Source organism: Klebsiella sp. P1927 (assembly GCF_018204675.1).
In the GTDB taxonomy this organism is placed as follows: domain Bacteria; phylum Pseudomonadota; class Gammaproteobacteria; order Enterobacterales; family Enterobacteriaceae; genus Klebsiella; species Klebsiella pneumoniae.
Genome location: NZ_CP073377.1, coordinates 702,822 through 727,609, shown reverse-complemented (window position 1 = coordinate 727,609; position 24,788 = coordinate 702,822). Strand labels below are relative to the sequence as shown.

18 protein-coding genes are annotated in these 24,788 nt (G+C 59.1%); 6 read left to right on the top strand and 12 right to left on the bottom strand.

Features of this window, described 5'->3' with window-relative positions:
• Positions 1-50: 50 nt before the first annotated feature.
• Positions 51-2,288: a GTP diphosphokinase gene (gene relA, locus KB892_RS03760; RefSeq protein ID WP_002915217.1), complete on the bottom strand. Its 2,238-nt coding sequence runs from the start codon at positions 2,286-2,288 to the stop codon at positions 51-53.
• A gap of 121 nt (positions 2,289-2,409) precedes the next feature.
• Entirely contained in the window at positions 2,410-3,714 is a 1,305-nt protein-coding gene (rlmD, locus tag KB892_RS03755) for a 23S rRNA (uracil(1939)-C(5))-methyltransferase RlmD (RefSeq protein WP_002915220.1), read from the bottom strand.
• A gap of 113 nt (positions 3,715-3,827) precedes the next feature.
• Here rlmD and barA point away from each other — a divergent pair, with 113 nt between their 5' ends.
• Positions 3,828-6,578 (top strand): two-component sensor histidine kinase BarA, encoded by a 2,751-nt coding sequence (gene barA / locus KB892_RS03750; RefSeq protein WP_004151066.1) that lies wholly within the window; start codon positions 3,828-3,830, stop codon positions 6,576-6,578.
• Positions 6,579-6,735: 157 nt separating this feature from the next.
• On the opposite strand, the gene KB892_RS03745 is transcribed toward barA, so the two are convergent.
• From KB892_RS03745 to syd, 8 genes are all read right to left on the bottom strand, one after another.
• On the bottom strand, positions 6,736-7,875 hold the full coding sequence (locus KB892_RS03745; RefSeq protein ID WP_002915222.1) for a glycerate kinase: 1,140 nt from the start codon (positions 7,873-7,875) through the stop codon (positions 6,736-6,738).
• A 72-nt stretch (positions 7,876-7,947) separates the two neighbouring features.
• Positions 7,948-9,288: a glucarate dehydratase gene (gudD, locus tag KB892_RS03740; protein ID WP_002915223.1), complete on the bottom strand. Its 1,341-nt coding sequence runs from the start codon at positions 9,286-9,288 to the stop codon at positions 7,948-7,950.
• A 17-nt stretch (positions 9,289-9,305) separates the two neighbouring features.
• Entirely contained in the window at positions 9,306-10,646 is a 1,341-nt protein-coding gene (locus KB892_RS03735) for an enolase C-terminal domain-like protein (protein WP_002915224.1), read from the bottom strand.
• Between the two features lie 2 nt (positions 10,647-10,648).
• Positions 10,649-12,001, bottom strand: a complete 1,353-nt coding sequence (locus KB892_RS03730; protein WP_002915225.1) for an MFS transporter — start codon at positions 11,999-12,001, stop codon at positions 10,649-10,651.
• Between the two features lie 471 nt (positions 12,002-12,472).
• The gene (locus KB892_RS03725; RefSeq protein WP_002915235.1) at positions 12,473-12,916 is read right to left on the bottom strand and encodes a flavodoxin; all 444 of its coding nucleotides are present in this window, start codon (positions 12,914-12,916) and stop codon (positions 12,473-12,475) included.
• A 4-nt stretch (positions 12,917-12,920) separates the two neighbouring features.
• Complete coding sequence (gene truC / locus KB892_RS03720) at positions 12,921-13,715, bottom strand: tRNA pseudouridine(65) synthase TruC (protein ID WP_002915236.1); 795 nt, start codon at positions 13,713-13,715, stop codon at positions 12,921-12,923.
• Positions 13,715-14,044, bottom strand: coding sequence for a YqcC family protein (locus KB892_RS03715; RefSeq protein ID WP_002915249.1), 330 nt, complete (start codon positions 14,042-14,044; stop codon positions 13,715-13,717). Before KB892_RS03715 ends, truC begins: the two co-directional genes overlap by 1 nt.
• 631 nt (positions 14,045-14,675) lie before the next feature.
• Complete coding sequence (gene syd, locus KB892_RS03710; protein ID WP_002915253.1) at positions 14,676-15,221, bottom strand: SecY-interacting protein; 546 nt, start codon at positions 15,219-15,221, stop codon at positions 14,676-14,678.
• A 68-nt stretch (positions 15,222-15,289) separates the two neighbouring features.
• Between syd and queF the strand changes: the two genes are divergently transcribed.
• From queF to KB892_RS03685, 5 genes are all read left to right on the top strand, one after another.
• A complete protein-coding gene (gene queF, locus KB892_RS03705; protein ID WP_002915255.1) occupies positions 15,290-16,135 on the top strand; it encodes an NADPH-dependent 7-cyano-7-deazaguanine reductase QueF in 846 nt (281 codons plus the stop codon).
• A 111-nt stretch (positions 16,136-16,246) separates the two neighbouring features.
• The gene (ppnN, locus tag KB892_RS03700) at positions 16,247-17,614 is read left to right on the top strand and encodes a nucleotide 5'-monophosphate nucleosidase PpnN (protein WP_002915258.1); all 1,368 of its coding nucleotides are present in this window, start codon (positions 16,247-16,249) and stop codon (positions 17,612-17,614) included.
• A gap of 509 nt (positions 17,615-18,123) precedes the next feature.
• On the top strand, positions 18,124-19,413 hold the full coding sequence (locus tag KB892_RS03695) for an HAAAP family serine/threonine permease (RefSeq protein ID WP_004151070.1): 1,290 nt from the start codon (positions 18,124-18,126) through the stop codon (positions 19,411-19,413).
• A 65-nt stretch (positions 19,414-19,478) separates the two neighbouring features.
• Positions 19,479-20,846 carry an L-serine ammonia-lyase gene (locus KB892_RS03690; RefSeq protein WP_002915259.1) on the top strand — a complete coding sequence of 456 codons (1,368 nt, stop codon included), beginning with the start codon at positions 19,479-19,481 and terminating at the stop codon, positions 20,844-20,846.
• A 138-nt stretch (positions 20,847-20,984) separates the two neighbouring features.
• Positions 20,985-21,926 (top strand): aliphatic sulfonate ABC transporter substrate-binding protein, encoded by a 942-nt coding sequence (locus KB892_RS03685; RefSeq protein WP_002915261.1) that lies wholly within the window; start codon positions 20,985-20,987, stop codon positions 21,924-21,926.
• Positions 21,927-21,971: 45 nt separating this feature from the next.
• Here the strand turns inward: KB892_RS03685 and KB892_RS03680 are convergent, their stop codons facing one another.
• Both KB892_RS03680 and KB892_RS03675 read right to left on the bottom strand, forming a co-directional pair.
• On the bottom strand, positions 21,972-23,195 hold the full coding sequence (locus tag KB892_RS03680; RefSeq protein ID WP_002915263.1) for an acyl-CoA dehydrogenase family protein: 1,224 nt from the start codon (positions 23,193-23,195) through the stop codon (positions 21,972-21,974).
• 10 nt (positions 23,196-23,205) lie between these two features.
• Positions 23,206-24,627, bottom strand: a complete 1,422-nt coding sequence (locus KB892_RS03675) for an MFS transporter (protein ID WP_004151071.1) — start codon at positions 24,625-24,627, stop codon at positions 23,206-23,208.
• Positions 24,628-24,788 lie beyond the last annotated feature (161 nt).

Here is a 24,788-nt window from a genome sequence, read left to right as displayed (position 1 = left end):
GTTGCGAAATTGCCGGATGGCGGCTTCGCCTTATCCGGCCTACAGACGAATTAACCGCCGTGTAGACGGCGCGCGTCGATCACATCCGGCACCTGGTTGAGCTTACCGAGCACCCGGCCCAGCACCTGCAGGTTGTAAATCTCGATGGTCATATCGATGGTTGCCAGCTGCTGACGGGTATCGCTGCGGCTGGCGACGCCCAGCACATTCACCTTCTCATTGGCGAGGATGGTAGTGATATCGCGCAGTAAACCGCTGCGATCGTTCGCCTCCACTCTGACCACCAGCGAGTAGCCCGCCGAGTAGCTTTCGCCCCATACCGCATCGACGATGCGCTCCGGGGCATGCGACTGCAGTTCAGCCAGCTGATCGCAGTCCGCGCGATGCACGGAGATCCCGCGCCCCTGGGTGATAAAGCCGACGATCTCGTCGCCCGGGATTGGCTGGCAGCAGCGGGCAATATGGTGCATCAGGTTGCCTACCCCTTCCACCACTACCCGGCCATTGTCCTTGGTGCGATTTTGCGGCGTGTAGGTTTTCTGCTGCAGTTGCTTCAGCGCGGCCGCATCCTGCTCGGCGGCGCTAGGTTTATTGAACTGCGCCTGCAGGAAGTTGACCATCTGGTTGAGACGGATATCGCCACCGCCGATGGCGGCCAGCAGTTCATCGAGCTCGTTGAAGTTATAGCGCGGCAGCAGGTGCTTTTCCGCATCCTTCAGGCTGATGCCCAAATGCTCCAGCTCGTCGTCGAGGATCTGCCGACCGGCGAGAATGTTCTTGTCGCGATCCTGCTTACGGAACCAGGCGTGGATCTTCGAACGTCCGCGGCTGGTGGTCACATAGCCGAGGTTAGGGTTCAGCCAGTCACGGCTCGGGTTCGGCTGCTTCTGGGTAATAATTTCGATCTGATCGCCCATCTGCAGCTGGTAGGTGAATGGCACGATGCGGCCGCCAATTTTGGCGCCGATGCAGCGATGGCCGACATCGCTGTGAATATGATAGGCAAAGTCGAGCGGCGTCGACCCCGCAGGCAGGTCCACCACGTCGCCTTTCGGCGTAAAGACATACACCCGGTCGTCGAAGACCTGGCTGCGCACTTCATCGAGCATCTCGCCGGAGTCGGCCATCTCTTCCTGCCAGGCAATCAGCTTACGCAGCCAGGCGATACGGTCTTCATAGCCGCGGCCGCCGCTGGTGCCGGCTCCCGCGCCCTCTTTGTACTTCCAGTGCGCGGCCACGCCCAGCTCGGCGTCTTCATGCATCTGCCGGGTGCGGATCTGAATCTCCACCGTCTTGCCGCTCGGCCCCAGCACCACGGTATGAATAGACTGGTAACCGTTGGGTTTCGGGTTGGCCACGTAGTCGTCGAATTCATCCGGCAGATGGCGGTAGTGAGTATGGACGATCCCCAGCGCGGCATAGCAATCCTGCAAACGCTCAGCCACAATACGCACCGCGCGAACGTCAAACAGCTCGTCGAAAGCGAGGTGTTTTTTCTGCATTTTGCGCCAGATACTGTAGATATGCTTCGGCCGGCCATAGACTTCCGCCTTGACGCCTTCGGCTTTCATCTCTGAGCGCAGGTGGCCGACAAACTCTTCGATGTAATGCTCGCGGTCGATACGGCGCTCGTGGAGCAGTTTGGCAATGCGCTTGTATTCCGCCGGATGCAGATAGCGGAAGCAGTAATCTTCCAGCTCCCACTTCAGCTGGCCGATACCTAAGCGGTTCGCCAGGGGAGCATAGATATTGGTGCACTCTTTCGCCGCAAGAACGCGCTCATCTTCCGGCGCGTCCTTGACCTCGCGCAGATGCGCGATCCGCTCAGCAAGTTTGATGACCACGCAGCGGAAATCGTCAACCATCGCCAGCAGCATACGGCGAATGTTATCCACCTGCTCGGAAGAGACCGAGTCGGTATGGGTAGCCTTCAGCTGGCGGATAGCGGCCATGTCCCGCACCCCGTGAATCAGGGTCACGACCGATTTACCTACGCTCTCCTGCATCACCTCTTCGCTGACAACTTCGCCGTCGGCCAGCGGGAACAGCAGCGCCGCGCGCAGCGTATCGATGTCCATACTTAGGGTGGAGAGGATCTCCACCATTTCGACGCCCCGCCACAGCAGCAGGTCCGCCTGCGGGTGTCCTTGCGTTTTTTCGCGACAATAATCCCAGGTTTCGGCTAAGCGCTCACACGACTGCTGGCTGGAAATTCCCAGACTCGCGATCCATTTCTTCGGGTCAAATTCACCAGCTTTATTAAGATGTGCACTTCTTACCGCAACCATTGTCCTCTCCTTAAGGGACCGGCCTGCCGAAGTCGGCAAGCCTCAACTTTCTACATGTCATCCTGCAGGTCGCGTCAGCATTCATGGCCAGGGTGGCTCTTCTGCGACGTTGTGAATGACCTTATGTAAGCCTGCGCTCAAACAACACCATTGATTCCAGATGGCCGGTATGCGGGAACATATCCAGCATCGCCAGGCGTTGAATCTGATATCCAGCCTGCAACAGGGTTTCGCTGTCTCGCGCCAGCGTCGCCGGGTTGCAGGAAACATACACCACCCGCCGCGGTGCCAGTTTTATTATATGCGGCATCACGCCCGGCGCGCCGGCGCGGGCCGGGTCCAGCAGCACTTTATCAAAGCCGTGCTTCGCCCAGGCCTGACGGGTGACGTCTTCTTCCAGATTTTCATGGAAGAAAGTGACATTTGATAAACCATTGCGGGCGGCGTTTTCCCGCCCCTTCTCCACCAGCGCCGGCACCCCTTCCACGCCCACCACATGGGCGGCGCGTGTCGCCAGCGGCAGGGTAAAGTTGCCCATCCCGCAGAATAGATCCAGCACCCGGTCCTCTGGCCGCAGATCCAGCCACTCCAGTGCGGTACGCACCATCTGCTGATTTACGCCGTCGTTGACCTGGATAAAATCCCGCGGGCTGAACACTAAGCGTAGTCCGTCTGAGGTATACCATGGCGCTTCGCCATGAATATGCTCCAGTATCTCGCTTTGTGGCGCGAGGTACAGGGAAAGACCGTGAGTTTGCGAAAAGCGTTCCAGTTTTTCCCTGTCTGTCGCCGGCAGGGCTGCGGTATGGCGCAGCACCATCAGCGGGCCATTGTCCGCCTGCACCAGCTCGACGTGGCCGAGATGGCGTAATGCGCTCAGCGCGCTTAAGCACTCGCGCACAGCGGGCAGCAATGCCTCAAGTTGGGGCACCAAAACAGGGCACTGCACCACATCGACGATCGCTTTGGCGTTGGCCTGGCGAAAACCCATCTGCAATTGTTGGGTCTTCGGCTGATAATTCAAGCTCAAGCGTGCGCGACGGCGGTAGCCCCACGGCGCGCCGGCGATGACGTCATCTACCTCGCGCTTCATCAGTCGCCCCAGCGCGGCGCGTTTACTTTGCTGCTGAAGCGGAACGCTGGCATGTTGTTGTTGGCATCCGCCGCAGACGCCAAAATGGGGGCAGCGCGGCGCCTGGCGCTGCGGGCTGTCGGTCAGTCGGCGTTTCACCTCGGCGCGGGCGTACTGTTTTTTATCTTCCACCAGCGCCACCTCGGCCTGCTCGTGGGGCAGCACGCCGCTCACGAACAGCGCCTTCCCCTGGTGGCGGGCAACACCCTGACCAAAGGGATCGAGGTCGTTGACTGTAACGGTTATGATCTGGCGCGTCGTCACACGCCGTTTTGCAGAGTAGAATTGCGCCATCGTAGAGAGTTGTCTCAATCAAATAAAACGAGCTCGTTCAGAGCGGCAGCGCCGCGAGGCGCAGCGACGCTGCACAGAACGATGATGTCTATATTCTCCCATAATGGAACCGCATGACCAACTACAGCCTGCGTGCTCGCATGATGATTCTGATTCTGGCGCCAACCGTCCTGATAGGACTGTTGCTCAGTATTTTCTTTGTCGCTCATCGTTATAACGACCTGCAACGCCAGCTGGAGGACGCTGGCGCCAGTATTATCGAACCGCTGGCGGTCTCCAGCGAATATGGCATGAACTTGCAAAACCGCGAATCCATCGGCCAGCTGATCAGCGTTCTGCATCGTCGCCACTCGGAGATCGTGCGGGCCATCTCGGTGTACGATTCGCATAACCGCTTATTTGTCACCTCCAATTACCAGCTCAATCCCAGCGAACTGCAGATCCCGAAAGGCGAGGCATTCCCCCGTCACCTCAGCGTCATCCGCGATGGCGACATGATGATCCTGCGCACGCCTATTGTCTCGGAAAGCTATTCTCCGGATGAATCACCCGAATCTGACGCTAAAATGCCGGGCAATATGCTGGGCTACGTCGCCCTGGAGCTGGATCTAAAATCGGTTCGCCTCCAGCAGTACAAAGAGATTTTTATCTCCAGCGTAATGATGCTGTTCTGTATCGGCATCGCGTTAATCTTCGGCTGGAGGCTGATGCGCGACGTCACCGGGCCAATCCGCAATATGGTTAACACTGTCGACCGCATCCGCCGCGGACAGCTGGACAGCCGGGTCGAAGGCTTTATGCTCGGCGAACTGGATATGCTGAAAAATGGCATTAACTCGATGGCCATGTCGCTGGCGGCATACCACGAAGAGATGCAACACAACGTCGACCAGGCGACCTCCGATCTACGGGAAACGCTTGAGCAGATGGAGATCCAGAACGTCGAGCTGGACCTGGCGAAAAAGCGCGCCCAGGAGGCGGCGCGCATTAAGTCTGAGTTCCTGGCCAATATGTCTCACGAGCTGCGCACTCCGCTCAATGGGGTGATCGGCTTTACCCGCCTGACGCTGAAAACCGATCTCAACGCTACGCAGCGCGACCACCTGACCACCATCGAACGTTCGGCCAACAATCTGCTGGCGATCATCAATGACGTGCTCGACTTTTCCAAGCTGGAAGCCGGGAAGCTGATCCTGGAGAGTATTCCGTTCCTGCTGCGCACTTCGCTTGATGAAGTGGTCACCCTGCTGGCGCATTCCGCGCACGATAAAGGGCTGGAGCTGACGCTGAATATTAAGAACAATGTACCGGACAACGTTATCGGCGACCCGCTGCGTCTGCAGCAGATTGTGACCAACCTCGTGGGCAACGCCATCAAATTTACCGAGCACGGCAATATCGACGTACTGGTGGAGCAGCGGGCCATCAGTAATTCCCGGGTACAGATCGAAATTCAGATCCACGATACCGGCATCGGCATCCCCGAGCGCGACCAGTCCCGGCTATTCCAGGCCTTCCGTCAGGCCGATGCCAGTATTTCACGCCGCCACGGCGGCACCGGGCTCGGGCTGGTGATCACTCAGCGTCTGGTCAAAGAGATGGGCGGGGATATTTCGTTCCACAGCCAGCCGAACCGCGGCTCCACCTTCTGGTTCCATATCAGCCTCGATCTCAACCCGAACGCCATTCCGGATACGCTGAACACCGACGGGCTTGTCGGCAAACGTCTGGCCTATGTGGAAGCCAACGCGACGGCGGCGCAGTGTACCCTGGAGATGCTGGCCGCTACGCCGCTGGAGGTTATCTACAGCCCTACCTTCTCCTCGCTGGCGGAAGCGCAGTATGACATTCTGCTGGTCGGTATCCCGGTTTCAATGCGCGATTTGTCGCCGCATCGGGAAAAATTAGCCAAAGCCTGCGCGATGTCCGATAACGTACTGCTGGCCCTGCCGTGCCATGCCCAGGTCAGCGCCGAAGCCCTGAAGCGCGACGGCGTTGCCGCCTGCCTGTTAAAGCCGCTCACCACCACCCGTCTGCTACCGGCGCTGGTGGCTACCAGCCACGCGCTTGCCTCCGCGCCGCTGATGCAGATCGACAGTCATAAGTTGCCAATGACGGTAATGGCCGTCGACGACAACCCGGCTAACCTGAAGCTGATTGGCGCCCTGCTGGATGATCTTGTGCAGCAGGTGATCCTCTGCGACAGCGGCCAGCAGGCGGTGGACAAGGCCAAGCAGCTGCAGATGGATCTGATCCTGATGGATATTCAGATGCCGGATATGGACGGCATCCGCGCCTGTGAGCTTATCCATCACCTGTCCCATCATCAGCAAACCCCGGTTATTGCGGTCACCGCGCACGCCCTGGAGGGCCAGCGTGAGAAATTACTGAGCGCCGGCATGAACGACTATCTGGCGAAGCCAATCGAAGAAGAGAAACTGCACGCACTGCTGTTGCGCTATCAGCCCGGCCTGCACAGCGTCGTTCCGGCGTCGCTACCGCCCGCAGAGCCGATCGTCGATCATAATCAAACGCTCGACTGGCAACTGGCGCTGCGCCAGGCGGCCATGAAGCCGGACCTGGCGCGGGAGATGCTGCAAATGCTGATCGCCTTTATGCCGGAGGTGCGTAACAAAGTTGAGGAGCAGCTGGTGGGCGAGCAGCCGGAAGGGCTGGTGGATCTGATCCATAAACTGCACGGCAGCTGCAGCTATAGCGGCGTGCCGCGGCTGAAAAAGCTGTGCCATACCCTGGAAAGTCAGCTGCGGGCAGGCACCGCCGCCGAGGATCTGGAGCCGGAGCTGCTTGAGCTGTTAGATGAGATGGATAATGTGGCCCGCGAAGCGTGCCGGATGGGGGTGTAAACCCCGGATAGCGGCGCTACGCGCCTCATCCGGCCTACGCCCTACGGTCCGGTATTCGGTTGGTAGCCCCGGTAAGCGTAAGCGCCACCGGGGATGGTTCCCGGATCGCGGTGCTACGCACCTTATCCGGACTACAAATACCACTGCGCCAGCCGGGTTACCGCCTGTCGCCCATCTGCAAAACCGCGGCTACGTTACGCGCCGTCATTCGCAGGTTGGCGGCGGCATTGGCCAACGCTTCATCAAGGGTACAGATGGTATACAACACGCTGAATACCGCATCCAGCCCGTGCTGATGCACGACGCCAACATCGGCGGTAAGACTGCCGGCAATCCCGATCACCGGGACGTTAAAACGCTTCGCCACCCTCGCCACCCCCACCGGCACTTTGCCGTGGATCGTCTGGCTATCGATACGCCCTTCGCCGGTGATCACTAAATCGGCATCCGCCACCCGCTCAGCCAGCTGTAGCGCATCGGTGACAATCTCAATGCCCGGACGCAACTGAGCACCACAGAACGCATACAGCGCCGCACCCATGCCGCCCGCCGCGCCGCCGCCCTCAAGGCTCAGCACGTCGATATCTAAATCGCGGGCGATAATCCGGGCATAGTGCCGTAGGCCGCTATCGAGCCGGTCGATCATCTGCGCCGTCGCCCCTTTTTGCGGGCCGAACACCGCGCTGGCGCCCTGCGGGCCGGTCAACGGGTTGGTGACGTCGCAGGCAACGTCAATCCGGCAATCTGCCAGCCGCGAATCGAGTTCGCTGAGATCGATTCGCGCCAGCGTCTCCAGCGCGCCGCCCCCGGAGGCAATTTGCTGGCCCTCGGCGGTCAGCAGTTTCGCCCCCAGCGCCTGCGCCATCCCGGCGCCGCCGTCATTGGTCGCACTGCCGCCAATACCAATAATGATCTGTCTTACCCCGGCGTCCAGCGCATGGCGGATAAGCTCCCCGGTACCCCAGGAAGTGGTCAGCAGCGGGTTACGCTGCGCCGGCGGGACGCTCTCCAGGCCGCTGGCCGCCGCCATTTCGATAAAGGCGCACTGGCGATCGCCGGACAGCCCGTAAAATGCCTCAACCGGCTCGCCCAGCGGCCCGGTGACCGTCAGCGGAACCAGAAGCCCGCCGGTCGCCGCCACCATGGCTTCCACCGTCCCTTCCCCACCATCGGCAACCGGCAGCTTGACGTACTCGGCGTCAGGATAAATCTCGCGAAAGCCTTGCTCTATCGCACTGGCCACTTCCAGCGCGCTCAGGCTCTCCTTCCAGGAATCCGGTGCGATCACTATTTTCATCTGCTGTCCTTACTCTGAGCCAACCCCTGGCGCTGTCGCGCAATGCCGGCCCCCGCAGAGGCCGGCGGACTTTTAGCGCACCATGCATGGACGCTTGTTGTCAAAGGTCCAGCCCGGGATCAGATACTGCATCGCCATCGCATCGTCGCGGGCGCCAAGACCATGTTTCTTATATAGCTCATTTGCCTGCATCACGCGGTCCATATCCAGCTCAACCCCCAGGCCCGGGGTACTCGGTACCTGCACCATGCCGCCTTTGATTTCAAAAGGTTGTTTGGTCAGACGCTGGTTGCCCTCCTGCCAGATCCAGTGGGTATCGATAGCGGTGATCTTGCCCGGCGCCGCTGCCGCGACGTGGGTGAACATCGCCAGCGACACGTCGAAGTGATTATTAGAGTGCGAACCCCAGGTCAGGCCGAACTCATGGCACATCTGCGCCACACGCACCGACCCCTGCATGGTCCAGAAGTGCGGGTCCGCCAGCGGGATATCCACCGATTGTAGCGACAGCGTATGGCCCATCTGCCGCCAGTCGGTGGCGATCATATTGGTGGCGGTCGGCAGGCCCGTCGCGCGGCGGAACTCGGCCATCACTTCGCGGCCGGAGAAGCCCTGTTCGGCGCCGCACGGATCTTCCGCATAGGCCAGCACGCCCTTCAGCTGTTTACCAATCTGAATGGCCTCCTCAAGCAGCCAGGCGCCATTCGGGTCGAGAGTGACGCGAGCATTCGGGAAGCGCTTCGCCAGGGCGCTGATCGCTTCGGCTTCTTCAAAACCGGCCAGCACGCCGCCCTTCAGCTTAAAGTCGTTGAAACCATATTTTTCATACGCCGCTTCCGCCAGGCGGACCACCGCATCCGGCGTCATCGCCTCTTCATGGCGCAGGCGATACCACTCGCACTGCTCATCCGGCTGGCTCTGATAGGCCAGCGGCGTCGCATGGCGATTACCGACAAAGAACAGATAGCCCAGCATTTCGACTTCGCTGCGCTGCTGGCCATCGCCTAGCAGCGAGGCGACGTTGACCCCAAGGTGCTGGCCCAGCAGATCCAGCAGTGCCGCTTCGATGCCGGTCACCACGTGAATGGTGGTGCGCAGGTCAAAGGTCTGCAGGCCGCGGCCCCCGGCGTCGCGGTCGGCAAACTGATTGCGCACCGCGCCCAGCACGTTTTTATACTCGCCCAGCGTTTTGCCCACCACCAGCGGAATGGCATCCTCCAGGGTCTGGCGAATTTTTTCACCGCCCGGGATTTCACCGACGCCGGTATGGCCGGCGTTATCTTTGATAATTACGATATTGCGGGTGAAGTACGGGGCGTGCGCGCCGCTCAGGTTCATCAGCATGCTGTCATGGCCGGCAACCGGGATCACCTGCATGGTGGTGACAACGGGCGTTGAAGAGAAAGTCGTCATAGCATCATCCTTTTTAATTAGTGGCGGCCGAAAACGGGACGTTTGCGGTCGAATGTCCAGCCGGGGATCAGGTACTGCATCGGGCCCGCGTCGTTGCGCGCGCCGCCCGGCAGCGCTTTATAGGCCTCATGGGCTCTGCGCACCTGCTCCCAGTCAAGTTCCACGCCGAGTCCCGGCGCGTCTGGCACGGCAATGCTGCCGTTAATAATCTGCAGCGGATTTTTGGTCAGGCGCGCGTCGCCCTCCTGCCAGATCCAGTGGGTATCGATGGCGGTGGGGTTGCCCGGCGCGGCGGCGCCGACGTGGGTAAACATCGCCAGGGAAATATCAAAGTGGTTGTTGGAATGGCAGCCCCAGGTGAGCCCCCAGTCGTCGCACAGCTGCGCCACCCGCACCGCGCCGGAGAGCGTCCAGAAGTGCGGGTCCGCCAGCGGGATATCGACGGCGTTGAGCATCACCGCATGGCCCATTTCGCGCCAGTTAGTGGCTATCATATTGGTGGCGACCGGCAGCCCGGTGGCGCGGCGGAACTCGGCCATCACCTCCCGGCCGGAGAAACCCTGCTCGGCGCCGCACGGATCTTCGGCGTAGGTCAGAACATCCTGCAGCCCTTTACACAGCGCGATGGCCTCATCCAGCAGCCAGGCGCCGTTAGGGTCGACGGTGATGCGCGCATCCGGGAAACGCTTTTTCAGCGCCCGCGCGGTGTCAATCTCCTGCTCGCCGGGCAGCACGCCGCCTTTGAGCTTAAAGTCTTTGAAACCGTAGCGATCCTGGGCGGCTTCCGCCAGACGCACTATCGCCTCGCTGCTCAACGCCTGCTGGTGGCGCAGGCGGTACCATTCGTGATCGCCCGGCGTATGGTCCAGATAACCAAGGTCGGTTTTCTGCCGATCGCCGATATAGAACAGGTAGCCCAGCACGGTGACGGCATCACGCTGCTTACCCGGGCCCAGCAGCTCGCAGACCGGCACATTAAGCACCTGGCCGAGCAGGTCGAGCAGCGCCGCTTCCAGCGCCGCCACCGCGTTAACCTTCAGTTCGAAGGTCCACGCCCCTTTGCCGAAGGTGTCGAAATCCGCCGCCTGATTGCCTTTGTGCACCTGCTGCACCACGCGATTGAGTCGGGCGACCTCCTGGCCCACCACCTGCGGGATCGCCGCCAGCAGCGTCTGGTAGATGACCTCTCCGCCGGGCGCTTCGCCGACGCCGGTATGGCCGGCGTTATCGGTTAACACCACGATATTGCGGGTAAACCAGGCGTTATGCGCTCCGCCGATGTTCAGCAGCATGCTGTCGTGCCCGGCCACCGGAATGACCTTCATCTCTGTGATAATCGGGCTGGATTGAGTAGTCATGATTAACGTCCCGCTACAGGTTTCAGTTCGATACGTTTGATATCGCCCACCAGCACCAGATAGCTCAGCACCGCCACCAGGGCATGGATACCGACGTAGATCAGCGCGCCGTTGAACGAGCCGGTGGTGCCGACGATATAGCCGATGGCGATTGGGGTGACGATGCCGGAGATATTGCCGAACATATTGAACAGACCGCCGGAGAGACCGCTAATCTCTTTCGGCGCGGTATCCGCCATCACCGCCCAGCCGAGGGCGCCGATCCCTTTGCCGAAGAAGGCCATTGCCATAAAGCCGATCACCATCCACTCCACGTTGACATAGTTACACATCAGCATGGTCATGGAGAGCAGCATCCCCAGCACAATCGGCGTTTTGCGCGCAATGTTCAGCGAGCCGGTGCGGCGCATTAACCAGTCGGAGATCACCCCGCCCAGCACCCCGCCGACAAAGCCGCACACCGCCGGAATGGAGGCGACAAAGCCGGCTTTGAGGATCGACATGCCGCGCGCCTGCACCAGATAAACCGGGAACCAGGTGATAAAGAAGTAGGTTAAGGCGTTGATGCAGTACTGACCGATATAGATGCCGATCATCATCCGCGAGCCGATCAGTTGCTTGATCTGCCCCATTTTGACGCTAAACGGCACTTTCTGCGCGCTGCTCTTCTGATCCATGTTGATCAGCGCCCCGCCTTCGGCGATATAGTCCAGCTCTTTCTGGTTCACGCCCGGGTGGTTGTTCGGATCGTGGATCACTTTCAGCCACACAAAGCTGATCACAATCCCCAGCCCGCCCATAAAGAAGAACACATGCGACCAACCCACCTCATGCGTCAGCCAGCCCATGATCGGCGCGAAAATAACGGTGGCAAAGTACTGGGCGGAGTTAAAAATCGATACCGCTGTCCCCCTCTCCTGCGCCGGGAACCAGGCGGCGACGATCCGGCTGTTGCCGGGGAATGACGGCGACTCGGCAAGGCCGACGAGGAAGCGCAGGGTAAACAGCGCAACGATAATGCCAAAGCCGCTGAAGATATCGACGAAGCCCTGCAGCAGGGTAAACATCGACCAGATGAAGATCGACCAGAAATAGACGCGCTTCGAGCCGAAGCGGTCGAGCAGCCAGCCGCCCGGGATCTGGCCGATGACATAAGCCCATGAGAAGGCGGAGAACACATACCCCATCCCCACCGGATCAAGGCCGATATCCCTGGCCATTTCCGAACCGGCGATCGACAGCGTCGCCCGGTCGCCATAGTTAAAAGAGGTGACGATAAACAGCATCACCACTATCCAGTAGCGGGCGTTGGTGCGCTTTTCAGCCGCCGTCGCCGCCTGACTTAATGAACTCATTGTTGTACTCCTGAATCATAGCGTTTAGCTACGTTCATTCTGAACAGCACAACCTGTAGGGTAATCAGAATGACGTGGTCGTGTTTTGATAGTTGTCGTTATATCTGGCACTGCATTTATCACTGGCTGGAGCAGTATATGAAGAGGCACACCGCGGCTCACCGTGCATCCACACAGCTTTTACGCCGCTATTGCAGGTGGTTTGTGGCGAATGCCTGAAAGAATGGGGGGAAGTTCACGGAAATGAAAAGCCAGCGCCGCTGGCGCCGCATAGCGCAGCAAAAAGGGCCGGAGTGTGAAATACCTCACTTGACCCGGTGAAACTGGCTGGCTTAAGCCATGATATTGTTAAGGATATTGTGGCGTTTGCCTAAAGGCGTGGCGCCTGGAAAGCGCTACTATTTTGACGTCCGCGTATCTGGCCGCGACGTATTGAAAGAGCGCCCTCTGCGTAGGGAGAGGGCAGCGCTTTTATGCGAGCAGGGTGGCCCACTGCTCAACCCACGGATTGGAGACGCTCTCCGGCTCCGGGTCTTCGCTGGCGTCAATCTTCAGCATCTCGCCGATGCGCTTCGCGCCCTGCTCCTGCAGCAGCTGATCGAACTTCAGGCCGCCGCCGCAAAAGTTGGCATAGGTGCTGTCGCCGAGCGCGATAATGCCGTACCGCAGGTGAGGCTGATACATATCTTTGATGCCCTCATACAGCGGGACGATGCTGTCCGGCAGGTCGCCCTGCCCGGTGGTGGAGGTGACCACCAGCACATACTTACCCGTGTAGGATTCCCAGTCGTTGACCTGCGGATCCTCATACACGGTAGCCTTGTGTCCCAGTCCGCTGAGGATCGCTTCCGCTTCTTCCGCGACCAGCAGCGAGTTGCCGTACATGGTGCCGACAAAAATTCCGACTTCCGCCATGCTATTATCTCCCTGGATTGACCTTATTCTCTTCATCCTGACCGCTGTCGTCGGCAAACTCAACCCTTTCATTTAGCGGGAGAAGCCCGCGCCAGCCAAACTGCGACAGCGCGCGCATCCAGACGTCGTCAAAACCGGCGCGCAGGGTCAGCGGCTCGCCGGTAAAAGGATGGGTTAACGACAGCTCGCTGGCGTGCAGCATCAGGCGGTGACAGCCGAAATGTTCCGCGGCGCTGCGGTTTTGCCGCAGATCGCCGTGCTTGCTGTCGCCGAGGATCGGATGACGGAGGTGGGCCAGATGACGGCGCAGCTGGTGCTTGCGGCCGGTTTTCGGCTCCAGTTCCACCAGCCCATAGCGCGAGGTGGGATAGCGCCCAGTCGCCACTGGCATCTCCACTGTCGCCAGACCGCGGTAGTGGGTTACCGCTGGCTGCGGCCCTTTATCTTCGCGGGCGAACTTATCGGCGATTCTATCCAGCTCCTCTACCAGCGGGTAATCCAGCAGCGCCTCTTCCATCAGCCAGCCGCGGACGATCGCATGGTAGCGCTTCCGGATCTGGTGCTGCTCGAACTGTTGCGCCAGCAGCCGGCCCGCCTCGCTCGACAATCCCATCAGCAGCACGCCGGAGGTGGGCCGGTCGAGACGATGAGCGGTAAAAACGTGCTGACCGATCTGGTCGCGCACGGTCTGCATCACCACCACTTTCTCGTCGCGATCGAGCCAGCTGCGATGCACCAGCCAGCCCGAGGGTTTGTTGACCGCCACCAGCCAGTCGTCCTGGTAGATAATCTCCAGCATCAGGCCTGCTCACCGGCAAACAGCGCGTCTAACAGCAGAAGTTCCGCCAGCATGGATTCGCGGACCGGGTGGGCCTGATCCAGAGCCATTTCGTAATAAGGCGCAACGGCAAAATTTTGCGGCAGCGGCTGGCCGCTCTCCAGCAGCTGGTGCATACGCGGGATCAGGACCCACTGCAGCCACTCCAGCGGCTCCAGGGTATCCAGGCAAAACGGCTTATCGCTGGCGAAGGCGCTGCTGTCCGGCGCCGTCTCCTGCCAGTGCTCCGTTTCGCGCAGCAGGGCTTCAATGGCGCGCAGGCGATCGCGCACGCTATCGTGAAGAGTCATGGGGAAACCTCGATGAGTTAAAAACCGGGCGCAGGATAGCAAATCCGCAGGAGAAATAAAAAAAGGGAGCACTGTATAAACAGTGCTCCCGGTTCGTTTTGCAGCAGTCCCGCTACATTGGTGCTCCCTGCTCGTCCTTGAAAACTTTTCCTGAGGTCTCCTGACCATGTTCATCCATAAACACGTGCATCCTGCTTTCACACCACCCCGATGCGAAATGACTTATCCATAAGTTTGTCCCGATCTTCCTGATCCACCGTTCATCCTGAGCGGCTCTCGTTCTCCATCCTGGAGGTGTCCATTACGCGATCCTGCGTTATCCTTGCTTCATCCTGAAGCCTGTCCCTGCAACGCCGTCCTGGCGGGTCCTGCAGAAGCGCCATCATCCTGATGTTCGCTTCATTTCGCGACGTCCTGTCGACAGACATAGGATCACTGATTCTGCCCCTTCTTACAACCCTTCTTGAGACAATCTCTTAAGATTAGTCCCCACTCAAAAGGACGAAAAAATTAAGATCTGATTTAATACCAACAACTTATATAAAAAAGTATGGATTAAATTTACCTTAAATGATGACGATCTCTTACAGGTTTTGTAAGAGATCTCTCACAAACGATCTGGCAGACTGGATTACAGAACTGGCTCAAGGTGGTTGAGGAAACCCGCAAGTGAGGGAGAAAGCGTAATGCGTTTGGCGGTGCCGAGGGTCTCTTTGACTACCTCGCCGCTGAGATTACAGACGGATATCACATCCAGTTCACTCTCGAGGGTGGCGATGAACAGCGTCGGCGACAGCTTCAACCGCTTCTGCACCACCAGGTGCCCGATTAAATTTTCCTGCACCCGCTGGAAATCCTCTTCACTCCAGGTCTGCAGCAGCGTCAAGGTTTCGCCGGCAAACCGGCCGGACATATCGCCGGCAAACTGAGTGGTATAATAAGAATGAAGCGGCTGTTGTACCACAATGTCGAGGGCGCGTTCAACCGCGCTGATATTTTGCGCCAGCGAAAACGGCTGCGGCTGCCAGAAAACGGCCTCGCCCTGGGTGTCGACAACGCAAGGCGACGGGACGCCGTAAAGCTCTTCACTGCGCGGCAGGCTGTGGCGCTGCTGCTGCCAGACGGCGCAATATCGTTGGGTAAAAGCGCGTAGCGCTTCTGCTGTCTGATGGTCCACCGGTTTCTCTCTTCACGTTAGACAGGATACACTGGAGCAATAGTGTACCCGCTTTACTATGGTGAAACATGTCTTCTTACGATAATAAGCAGGCGCTGGCCGGCCTGACGCTCGGTAAATCAACCGATTACCGCGATACCTATGACGCCTCGCTGCTGCAGGGCGTGCCGCGCAGTTTAAACCGCGACCCGCTGGGCCTGCATGCCGATAATCTGCCGTTTCACGGCGCCGATATCTGGACGCTGTACGAACTCTCCTGGCTGAACGGCAAAGGTCTGCCGCAGGTAGCTGTCGGCCACGTCGAGCTGCCCGATACCAGCCTCAATCTGGTGGAGTCGAAAAGCTTTAAGCTCTATCTCAACAGCTTTAACCAGACCCGTTTCGCCAGCTGGCAGGACGTTGCAGAGACCCTGACTCGCGATCTCAGCGCCTGCGCGCAGGGGAAGGTGAAGGTATCGCTCTACCGCCTGGATGAACTGGAAGGCCAGCCGATTGCCCGCCTGCACGGCACCTGCATCGACGATCAGGATATCGAGATCGATAACTATCAGTTCAGCGCCGATTACCTGCAGGGCGCCGCCAGCGGCAAAATCGTGGAGGAGACGCTGGTCAGCCACCTGCTGAAGTCTAATTGCCTTATCACTCATCAGCCGGACTGGGGCTCGGTGCAGATCCAGTATCGGGGGGCGAAAATCGACCGCGAGCAGCTCCTGCGCTATCTGGTTTCGTTCCGCCACCATAACGAATTCCATGAGCAGTGCGTCGAACGTATCTTTAACGATATTCTCCGTTTCTGCCAGCCGGAATCGCTTTCCGTTTACGCCCGCTATACGCGACGCGGCGGTCTGGATATCAACCCCTGGCGCAGCAATGGCGACTTTTCCCCCGCCACCGGCCGCCTCGCCCGTCAATAATAAACAATTTCACAATTTGCGTGCGTTTAGGCGCGCGCAAGGTTGTGGAAACGCCGTTCGCAGGGCTATTGTAATCACAGGAAGACCATAAGCGTCCTGTAAGGAGTTCACTTGATTACACATGTTAGCCCGCTTGGTTCAATGGATATGCTGTCGCAGCTGGAAGTGGATATGCTTAAGCGCACCGCCAGCAGCGACCTGTACCAACTCTTTCGCAACTGCTCGCTTGCTGTGCTCAATTCGGGGAGCCTGACCGATAACAGCAAGGAGCTCCTGTCCCGTTTCGAAAATTTCGAGATTAACGTGCTGCGGCGCGAACGCGGCGTGAAGCTGGAACTGATCAACCCGCCGGAAGACGCCTTCGTTGACGGGCGGATTATCCGCTCCCTGCAGGCCAACCTGTTCGCCGTGCTGCGCGATATCCTGTTTGTTTACGGCCAGATCCACAATACCGTTCGCTTCCCGAACCTCGATCTCGAAAGTTCGGTTCATATCACTAACCTGGTGTTCTCGATCCTGCGCAACGCCCGCGCGCTGCACGTCGGCGAGGCGCCGAACATGATCGTCTGCTGGGGCGGCCACTCCATCAACGAAAACGAATATCTCTACGCCCGCCGCGTCGGTACGCAGCTGGGCCTGCGGGAACTGAATATCTGCACCGGCTGCGGGCCTGGCGCAATGGAGGCGCCGATGAAAGGCGCCGCTGTCGGCCATGCGCAGCAGCGCTACAAAGACAGCCGCTTTATCGGCATGACCGAACCATCCATTATCGCTGCGGAACCACCGAACCCGCTGGTCAATGAACTGATCATCATGCCGGATATCGAAAAGCGTCTGGAGGCCTTCGTACGTATCGCCCACGGGATCATTATTTTCCCGGGCGGCGTCGGCACTGCCGAAGAGCTGCTCTACCTGCTGGGTATTCTGATGCATCCCGACAACAAAGCGCAGGTGCTGCCGCTGATCCTCACCGGGCCGAAGGAGAGCGCCGACTACTTCCGTGTACTGGACGAGTTTATCACCCATACCCTGGGCGAATCGGCCCGTCGCCACTACCGGATCATCATTGACGACCCCGCGGAAGTGGCGCGGCAGATGAAAAAAGCGATGCCGCTGGTGAAAGAGAGCCGTCGCGAGACCGATGACGCCTATAGCTTTAACTGGTCGATTCGCATCTCGCCGGACCTGCAGATGCCGTTTGATCCGACCCACGAGAACATGGCCAACCTCAAACTCTCCCCGGATCAGCCGGTGGAAGTGCTGGCCGCCGACCTGCGTCGTGCCTTCTCCGGGATTGTCGCGGGGAACGTCAAAGAGGTGGGCATCCAGGCCATTGAGCAGTACGGCCCTTACAAACTGCACGGCGATCCGGAGATGATGCGCCGTATGGACGATCTGCTGCAGGGCTTCGTCGCCCAGCACCGCATGAAGCTTCCGGGCGGCACCGCCTATATTCCTTGCTACGAAATCATCGCCTGATTTCCCACTCTCCCGCCGGGGCATCGCCTGACGCCTGCCCCCGGCGGGCTCTCTTCCTCTGACTTCCAGAACGCGCTAAAAACCTTTCTGTTACTAATCAATCACCTGAATTATTTCTACATAGCCAAACGTTTGCGTTGGTAAAAACTGCGACAATTATCACTGCAAAAAATGGTTTTAAGCGCAAAAACGTCGACTAGTTCTCTTTTTTACAGTAAATCCCTCGTTATTACGCCGCTCCGCTTTTATCTCATATGCTGCAAATGGTAGCCTTCGCGCCACAAATCGCTGGCTGATCACCAGAAACAGGCTGTTGGACTAAAAATACGCACATTGAAAGTGGATTATTGCATTTGAGATCGCGATCACTGATGCATAAACCATATAAATGTATCTTTCCGGCCCAATTATTACGGAGAAAATTTCTAAAAAAACCGTAATTAAACGAATTTCATGTTACGCAATTGTATTTATTCATTAGATTTTGTTGATTCCTCCAGGAGATACAGATGGAAACCACTCAAACCAGCACCATCGTTTCGGGCGAAACCCGCAGCGGATGGCGTAAAACCGACACCATGTGGATGCTGGGCCTGTACGGTACAGCGATTGGCGCGGGCGTCTTGTTCCTGCCGATCAACGCCGGCGTTGGCGGCATGATCCCCCTGATCATCATGGCGATTCTGGCCTTCCCGATGACTTTCTTCGCCCACCGCGGCATGACCCGCTTCGTGCTCTCCGGGAAAAACCCGGGCGAAGACATCACCGAAGTAGTGGAAGAACACTTCGGCGTAGGCGCAGGTAAGCTGATTACCCTGCTTTATTTCTTCGCTATCTACCCGATCCTGCTGGTTTACAGCGTGGCGATCACTAACACCGTCGAAACCTTCATGGCGCATCAGCTGCACATGACGCCGCCGCCGCGCGCCATTCTGTCGCTGATCCTGATCGTCGGCATGATGACCATTGTGCGTTTCGGCGAGCAGATGATCGTTAAGGCAATGAGTGTGCTGGTGTTCCCGTTCGTTATCGCGCTGATGGTGCTGGCTCTGTATCTGATCCCGCAGTGGAACGGCGCGGCGCTGGAGACGCTCTCCCTGAGCGGCGCTTCCGTTACCGGCAACGGCCTGCTGATGACCCTGTGGCTGGCGATCCCGGTGATGGTCTTCTCCTTCAACCACTCGCCGATCATCTCTTCCTTCGCGGTAGCCAAACGTGAAGAGTACGGCGAAGGCGCTGAGAAGAAATGCTCCAGTATCCTCGCTCGCGCCCACATCATGATGGTGCTGACCGTGATGTTCTTCGTCTTCAGCTGCGTTCTGAGCCTCTCTCCGGCAGACCTGGCGGCGGCGAAAGAGCAGAACATCTCGATTCTGTCTTACCTGGCGAACCACTTTAACGCGCCAATCATTGCCTGGATGGCACCGATCATCGCGATGATCGCCATCACCAAATCCTTCCTTGGCCACTATCTGGGCGCTCGCGAAGGCTTTAACGGCATGGTGATTAAATCCCTGCGCAGTAAAGGCAAATCGATTGAAATCAACAAACTGAACAAGCTGACCGCGCTGTTCATGCTGATCACCACCTGGATTGTGGCAACCCTGAACCCGAGCATCCTCGGTATGATCGAGACCCTTGGCGGCCCGATTATCGCGATGATCCTGTTCCTGATGCCGATGTATGCGATTCAGAAAGTCCCGGCGATGCGTAAATACAGCGGCCATATCAGCAACGTCTTCGTGGTGATTATGGGCCTGATTGCCATCTCCGCGATCTTCTACTCTCTGTTCAGCTAATTCATTCAACGCCTCCCCCCGCGCCGCTTTACGGCGGCGCGCTTTCCGACAGCACGGGAATACATATGATCAGCGTATTCGATATCTTTAAAATCGGCATTGGCCCTTCCAGCTCCCATACCGTTGGACCGATGAAAGCGGGCAAACAATTCACTGACGACCTGATCGCGCGCGGCCTGCTGGCCGAGGTGAGCAAAGTCGTCGTCGACGTCTACGGCTCCCTCTCCCTGACCGGTAAAGGCCACCATACCGATATCGCGATTATCATGGGACTCGCCGGCAACCTGCCGGACACCGTCGACATCGACGCCATTCCGGGCTTTATTCAGGATGTTAATACCCATGGCCGCCTGATGCTGGCCAACGGTCAGCACGAAGTGGACTTCCCGGTGGATCAGTGCATGAATTTCCATGCCGACAACCTGTCGCTGCATGAGAACGGCATGCGTATCACCGCCCTGGCCGGCGACAAGGTGCTCTACAGCCAGACGTATTACTCTATCGGCGGCGGCTTTATCGTTGATGAGGAGCACTTCGGCCAGACTACCGAGGCGCCGGTTGCCGTTCCTTACCCTTACAAAAACGCCGCCGACCTGCAGCGTCACTGCCGTGAAACCGGGCTGTCGCTCTCCGGCCTGATGATGCAGAACGAACTGGCGCTGCACAGCAAAGAAGCCCTTGAGCAACACTTCGCCGCGGTGTGGGAAGTGATGAGCGCCGGTATCGAGCGCGGCATCACCACCGAAGGCGTCCTGCCGGGCAAACTGCGCGTCCCGCGCCGCGCCGCCGCGCTGCGCCGTATGCTGGTGAGCCAGGACACCACCAACAGCGATCCGATGGCGGTGGTCGACTGGATCAATATGTTCGCCCTGGCGGTGAACGAAGAGAACGCCGCCGGCGGCCGGGTGGTGACCGCGCCAACCAACGGCGCCTGCGGTATCGTGCCGGCGGTGCTGGCCTACTATGACAAGTTTATCCGCAAGGTGAACAGCAACTCCCTGGCCCGCTATATGCTGGTCGCCAGCGCGATTGGTTCGCTGTATAAGATGAACGCCTCCATCTCCGGCGCCGAAGTCGGCTGCCAGGGTGAAGTGGGGGTCGCCTGCTCGATGGCGGCGGCCGGTCTGGCGGAACTGCTGGGCGGCAGCCCGGGTCAGGTGTGCATCGCGGCAGAGATCGCTATGGAGCATAACCTCGGCCTGACCTGCGACCCGGTCGCCGGCCAGGTGCAGGTGCCGTGCATCGAACGCAACGCTATCGCTGCCGTGAAAGCGGTCAACGCCGCGCGAATGGCGCTGCGCCGGACCAGCGAGCCGCGCGTGTGTCTCGATAAAGTGATCGAGACCATGTACGAAACCGGCAAAGACATGAACGCCAAGTACCGGGAAACCTCCCGCGGTGGTCTGGCGATGAAGATTGTTGCCTGCGATTAACCTGCTGGCCCGCCACGCGTCGGCGTGTCGGGCCATCGTCCTGCATAACTCTTTTTGTTATATCAATAAAATTTTAGTTATTTAATGGTTATAAGCGCTGTTTGTTACCTTACGCAAAACCGCTAAGGAGAACAGACAATGTCCAACCGATTCCGCCCCGCCTGGCTGCTGGTCCTCGCCGCCCTCTCTACCTCCGCGCTGGCCAAAGCGCCGGAAACCGTCAACATCGGCTATCAAAAGGCGAATATCTTCGCGCTGCTGAAGTACCGCGGCACGCTGGATGAGAGCCTGAAAAAACAGGGCATTGCCGTACGCTGGGTCGAATTCCCCGCCGGGCCGCAAATGCTGGAGGGGCTGAACGTCGGTAGTATCGATCTGGCCGCGACCGGCGATGCGCCTCCGGCCTTTGCCCAGGCGGCGCAAGCCGATCTGGTCTACCTTGCCCACTCCCCCGCTAACCCGAAAACGGAAGCGATTGTGGTGCCTGAACAGTCGGCAATCCACAGCGTGGCCGACCTGAAGGGCAAGCGCGTGGGGTTGAACAAGGGGTCTGACGTCAACTACCTGCTGGTTGCCGCACTGGAAAAAGCGGGCCTCAGCTATAAAGACATCACCCCGGTCTATCTGCCGCCGGCGGACGCCCGCGCCGCTTTCCAGCGCGGGGCGATTGATGCGTGGGTGATCTGGGATCCGTTCCTCGCAGAAGTGGAAACCAACGCGAAAGCCCGACAGATCCGCAATGCCGAGGGGCTGGTGCCGCACTACACCTTCTATCTCGCCAGCCGCAAGTTTGCAGATACCTACCCGGAGACAGCAAAGCAGGTGGTGGATGAGCTGGGTAAACTCAGCGCGTGGGCGAACAGCCATCAGGACGAGGCCGCCGGGCTGCTGTCGACCTCAACCGGACTGGATAAAGCCATCTGGCTGAAGACCCTGGCCCGCCTGCCCTACGGTGCCGAACGCATGACCCCGGCGGTGTATAACGAACAGCAGGCGCTGGCGGATACCTTTACGCGCATCGGCCTGCTGCCGGTGAAAGTCGACGTGCGCAGCGCCACCTGGTCGCTGGATAAACCTTGATTTTCCTGACGACGGGAAGCTCTGCGCCTCCCGTCGCCGACAGGCTTACCCCGCCGTTTTCTCACCATTGCCTATCTGCCAGATAAAGGTGGGCGCTTCACCGTTCACCAGCCAGTTACCGATATTACGTGCCTTATAAATCACCGGATTATGCGAGGCAACCGTCCGCGCATTGCGCCAGTGGCGATCCAGCGCAAGGCGAGTTCGCGTATCCGACGCCCCGAGGGCATTAAACAGCTCCGTCGCCGCCCGCGGGATCCAGTCGCTGGCGATCACCTGCGCCTGCGCCGCTTCCACTTCCGCCAGCTGGTTACGCCGGGCAATCAATGCTTCGTCGTCGCTGACGTGCGCCACATAGGCCTGCTGCAGCGATTCCGCGGCCTGCAGGACCGCGGCCCGGGTCGCCCATGCCCAGCTGCTGATCTGCCCAACGACCTGCAGAACCTGGGCGTCATCGCGCGGCACGGCGGCGTTGCCGTGGCTGTACATCCGGGAACGATGTTTGACGCCCTGCGCGGCATCCCGCTCAACCGCCAGGCCAATGCCCGCGAGGGTCGCCAGCAGCACATGCTGGTAGAAGGCGGTCTGATAGCGAAAGCGCTGGGCAAAATCATAGACATGTTCGGTTTCCACCCGAGCGCCGGTAAAGCGGGTGGTCCCGCTGCCGGTCAACCGCTGGCCAAAGCCATCCCAGTCATCTTCCCGCACCACGCCGGTCTGCTGGGTGCTGACCAGGGCTATCACATCGCTGGCGGTATCACTGCGCCGGGCAAACACATCGATCCAGTCGGCGTACAGCGCGCCGGTGCTGTAAAACTTCTCGCCGTCGAGTCGCCAGCCGCCCTCTGTCGGCGTCACTCTGGTGTTCACCTCTCCCAGCTTAACCGCGCCGATCTCCGTCCAGCCGCTGCCCACCAGCTCACCGTCGAGGAAGCGACGAAACCAGCGGTCGCGCCCGGCGGAATCCGGCTGATTCAGCTGATCTTCCACAAAGGCAAAGTGCGCGCGCAGGGCCTGCGGCAGGTTAGAGTCCGCTTGCGCCAGCTCGATCAGCAGCGCACTGAGCTGCGGCAGCGAAGCGCCCCAGCCGCCCTTCTCGCGCGGGATACGCAGCGTGCCGAAGCCCGCTTCTTTCAGCCAGCGGATCGGCTCATCGGGCAGAATGCGCTGCTGTTCGCGCTCCGCAGCGCCCTGGGCGATACGGGTGAATATCGGGCGGAAGGCGGCCGCCAGCGCGTCATAATCGGTGCCAGTAGAAAGCAGGGTCATTGTCAGTTCCTTATTCATGAAGTGCGTCGATATCTTCTCGCGTCGGTTCATGACGGACCGCCAGCAGGAAGAAAATGGGAATAATGGCGGCAAGCGAGACCACCCAGAACATCTGCGTGCCGAGGGAGGCCTGCAGCAGCGGCAGAATAAACAACGCCAGCGCGCTGCCGATCCCGGAGAGTGCCCGGCTGAAACCGACCCCGGTGGCGCGAATGGCAGTAGGATAGGAGAGCGCCGGGTAGATCATCAGCTGCGCCCCCGGGCCAAACCCTTCGGCGAACAGCCACAGCCCCAGCATCGCGATAGCCAGCACGATACCTGCCGTCGCGTGCGGTTGCCCCACCAGCGCCAGCACAATCAGCGCCACAAACTGCAGGGCGAAGCCGGCTATCGCCACATGACGCGAAGGATATTTCCACGCCAGATGCATACCGAGCAGCCCACCGGTAAAAGCAAACAGGGCGTTCAGCCCCAGCGATGCCGAAATAGTTTCGAAGACGCCAGCCCCGAGGAACTGGGCAAGAATTGACGGCAGGAAAAAGGCAATCGCCGTGTACTCGAAGGAGATACAGATATTCATCACCCCGGCGACGATAGTCCGCTCGCGGTAGGGTTTTTCGAACAGCACGCGGAAGCTCACTTTCGGCGCTGGCGCGGGCTTCGCCGCCGGGACCTCATGGGCATGGATCCCCCAGGAGTCGCGTAAAATACGCACTGCAGAGGTCAGATCGCCCTGGTTCGCCGCCCACAGCGGGGATTCATTCATAAATCGACTGCGGACGGCAATAATCAGCAGTGCCGGCACGGCGCCGAACAGCAGGGAGGCGCGCCACAGCCAGTCAAGATGCTCCTGCGGCAGCAGGAAATAGAGGCCGAAGATAATGAGAAAGCAGACGGTTGAGGCGGCGTACCACATCGGGCACCACGCCGCGAGGCGAGCCGCTTTGTTGCCTTTGCCGGCAAAGCGGGAAAACTCGGCCAGATAGGACATCGCTACCGGCAGGTCGATGCCAACGCCGATGCCCATCAGGAAGCGGGCGCCAATCAACACCCAGACGTTCGGCGCCAGCCCGGCGGCGATAGCCGAAATCACGAAAAAGAACATATCGGCCATAAAAACCGAATAGCGACCATATTTATCGGTCAGCCAGCCGCCGATAATATTGCCGACGATAGTCCCGACCATAATGGACGAAGTCACCAGGCCGGTCAGCAGCGGTGAGAGCTGAAATTCACGTACAACGTCATCAATACCGTAGGAGAGCGTGGTTAAGTCATATGCGTCGAGAAAAACGCCCCCCAGCGCGAGGAAGACAATCATCCGCGCATATTTCGCTTGTTCCTTGCCGGAATTAATTAGCCGCGCCACATCCCCGACGCTACTGACCGGTACCGAAGCGATACCGGGATTATCCACTGGTAATGTACTCATTTTTTCACCTTATTATTTTGTGCAGGTCATCAGCGGTTATAGACCGCGCGCGACGAGAATCAAAACAACAAATCATTCTATAATAATCAATATAATCAATAAGTTAATAAATATCACCAGCACAAAAAGGACGCGCTTTCACGCATCCTCAAGGGAAATAA

Bases quoted from the DNA above. Each gene is read 5' to 3' on its own strand.
- relA (WP_002915217.1), bottom strand. From the start codon at position 2,288: ATGGTTGCGGTAAGAAGTGCACATCTTAATAAAGCTGGTGAATTTGAC.
- KB892_RS03715 (WP_002915249.1), bottom strand. From the start codon at position 14,044: ATGACTCTTCACGATAGCGTGCGCGATCGCCTGCGCGCCATTGAAGCC.
- KB892_RS03725 (WP_002915235.1), bottom strand. From the start codon at position 12,916: ATGGCGGAAGTCGGAATTTTTGTCGGCACCATGTACGGCAACTCGCTG.
- queF (WP_002915255.1), top strand. From the start codon at position 15,290: ATGTCTTCTTACGATAATAAGCAGGCGCTGGCCGGCCTGACGCTCGGT.
- barA (WP_004151066.1), top strand. From the start codon at position 3,828: ATGACCAACTACAGCCTGCGTGCTCGCATGATGATTCTGATTCTGGCG.
- gudD (WP_002915223.1), bottom strand. From the start codon at position 9,288: ATGACGACTTTCTCTTCAACGCCCGTTGTCACCACCATGCAGGTGATC.
- KB892_RS03745 (WP_002915222.1), bottom strand. From the start codon at position 7,875: ATGAAAATAGTGATCGCACCGGATTCCTGGAAGGAGAGCCTGAGCGCG.
- KB892_RS03730 (WP_002915225.1), bottom strand. From the start codon at position 12,001: ATGAGTTCATTAAGTCAGGCGGCGACGGCGGCTGAAAAGCGCACCAAC.
- KB892_RS03695 (WP_004151070.1), top strand. From the start codon at position 18,124: ATGGAAACCACTCAAACCAGCACCATCGTTTCGGGCGAAACCCGCAGC.
- rlmD (WP_002915220.1), bottom strand. From the start codon at position 3,714: ATGGCGCAATTCTACTCTGCAAAACGGCGTGTGACGACGCGCCAGATC.
- KB892_RS03690 (WP_002915259.1), top strand. From the start codon at position 19,479: ATGATCAGCGTATTCGATATCTTTAAAATCGGCATTGGCCCTTCCAGC.
- KB892_RS03675 (WP_004151071.1), bottom strand. From the start codon at position 24,627: ATGAGTACATTACCAGTGGATAATCCCGGTATCGCTTCGGTACCGGTC.
- KB892_RS03735 (WP_002915224.1), bottom strand. From the start codon at position 10,646: ATGACTACTCAATCCAGCCCGATTATCACAGAGATGAAGGTCATTCCG.
- KB892_RS03680 (WP_002915263.1), bottom strand. From the start codon at position 23,195: ATGACCCTGCTTTCTACTGGCACCGATTATGACGCGCTGGCGGCCGCC.
- KB892_RS03685 (WP_002915261.1), top strand. From the start codon at position 20,985: ATGTCCAACCGATTCCGCCCCGCCTGGCTGCTGGTCCTCGCCGCCCTC.
- truC (WP_002915236.1), bottom strand. From the start codon at position 13,715: ATGCTGGAGATTATCTACCAGGACGACTGGCTGGTGGCGGTCAACAAA.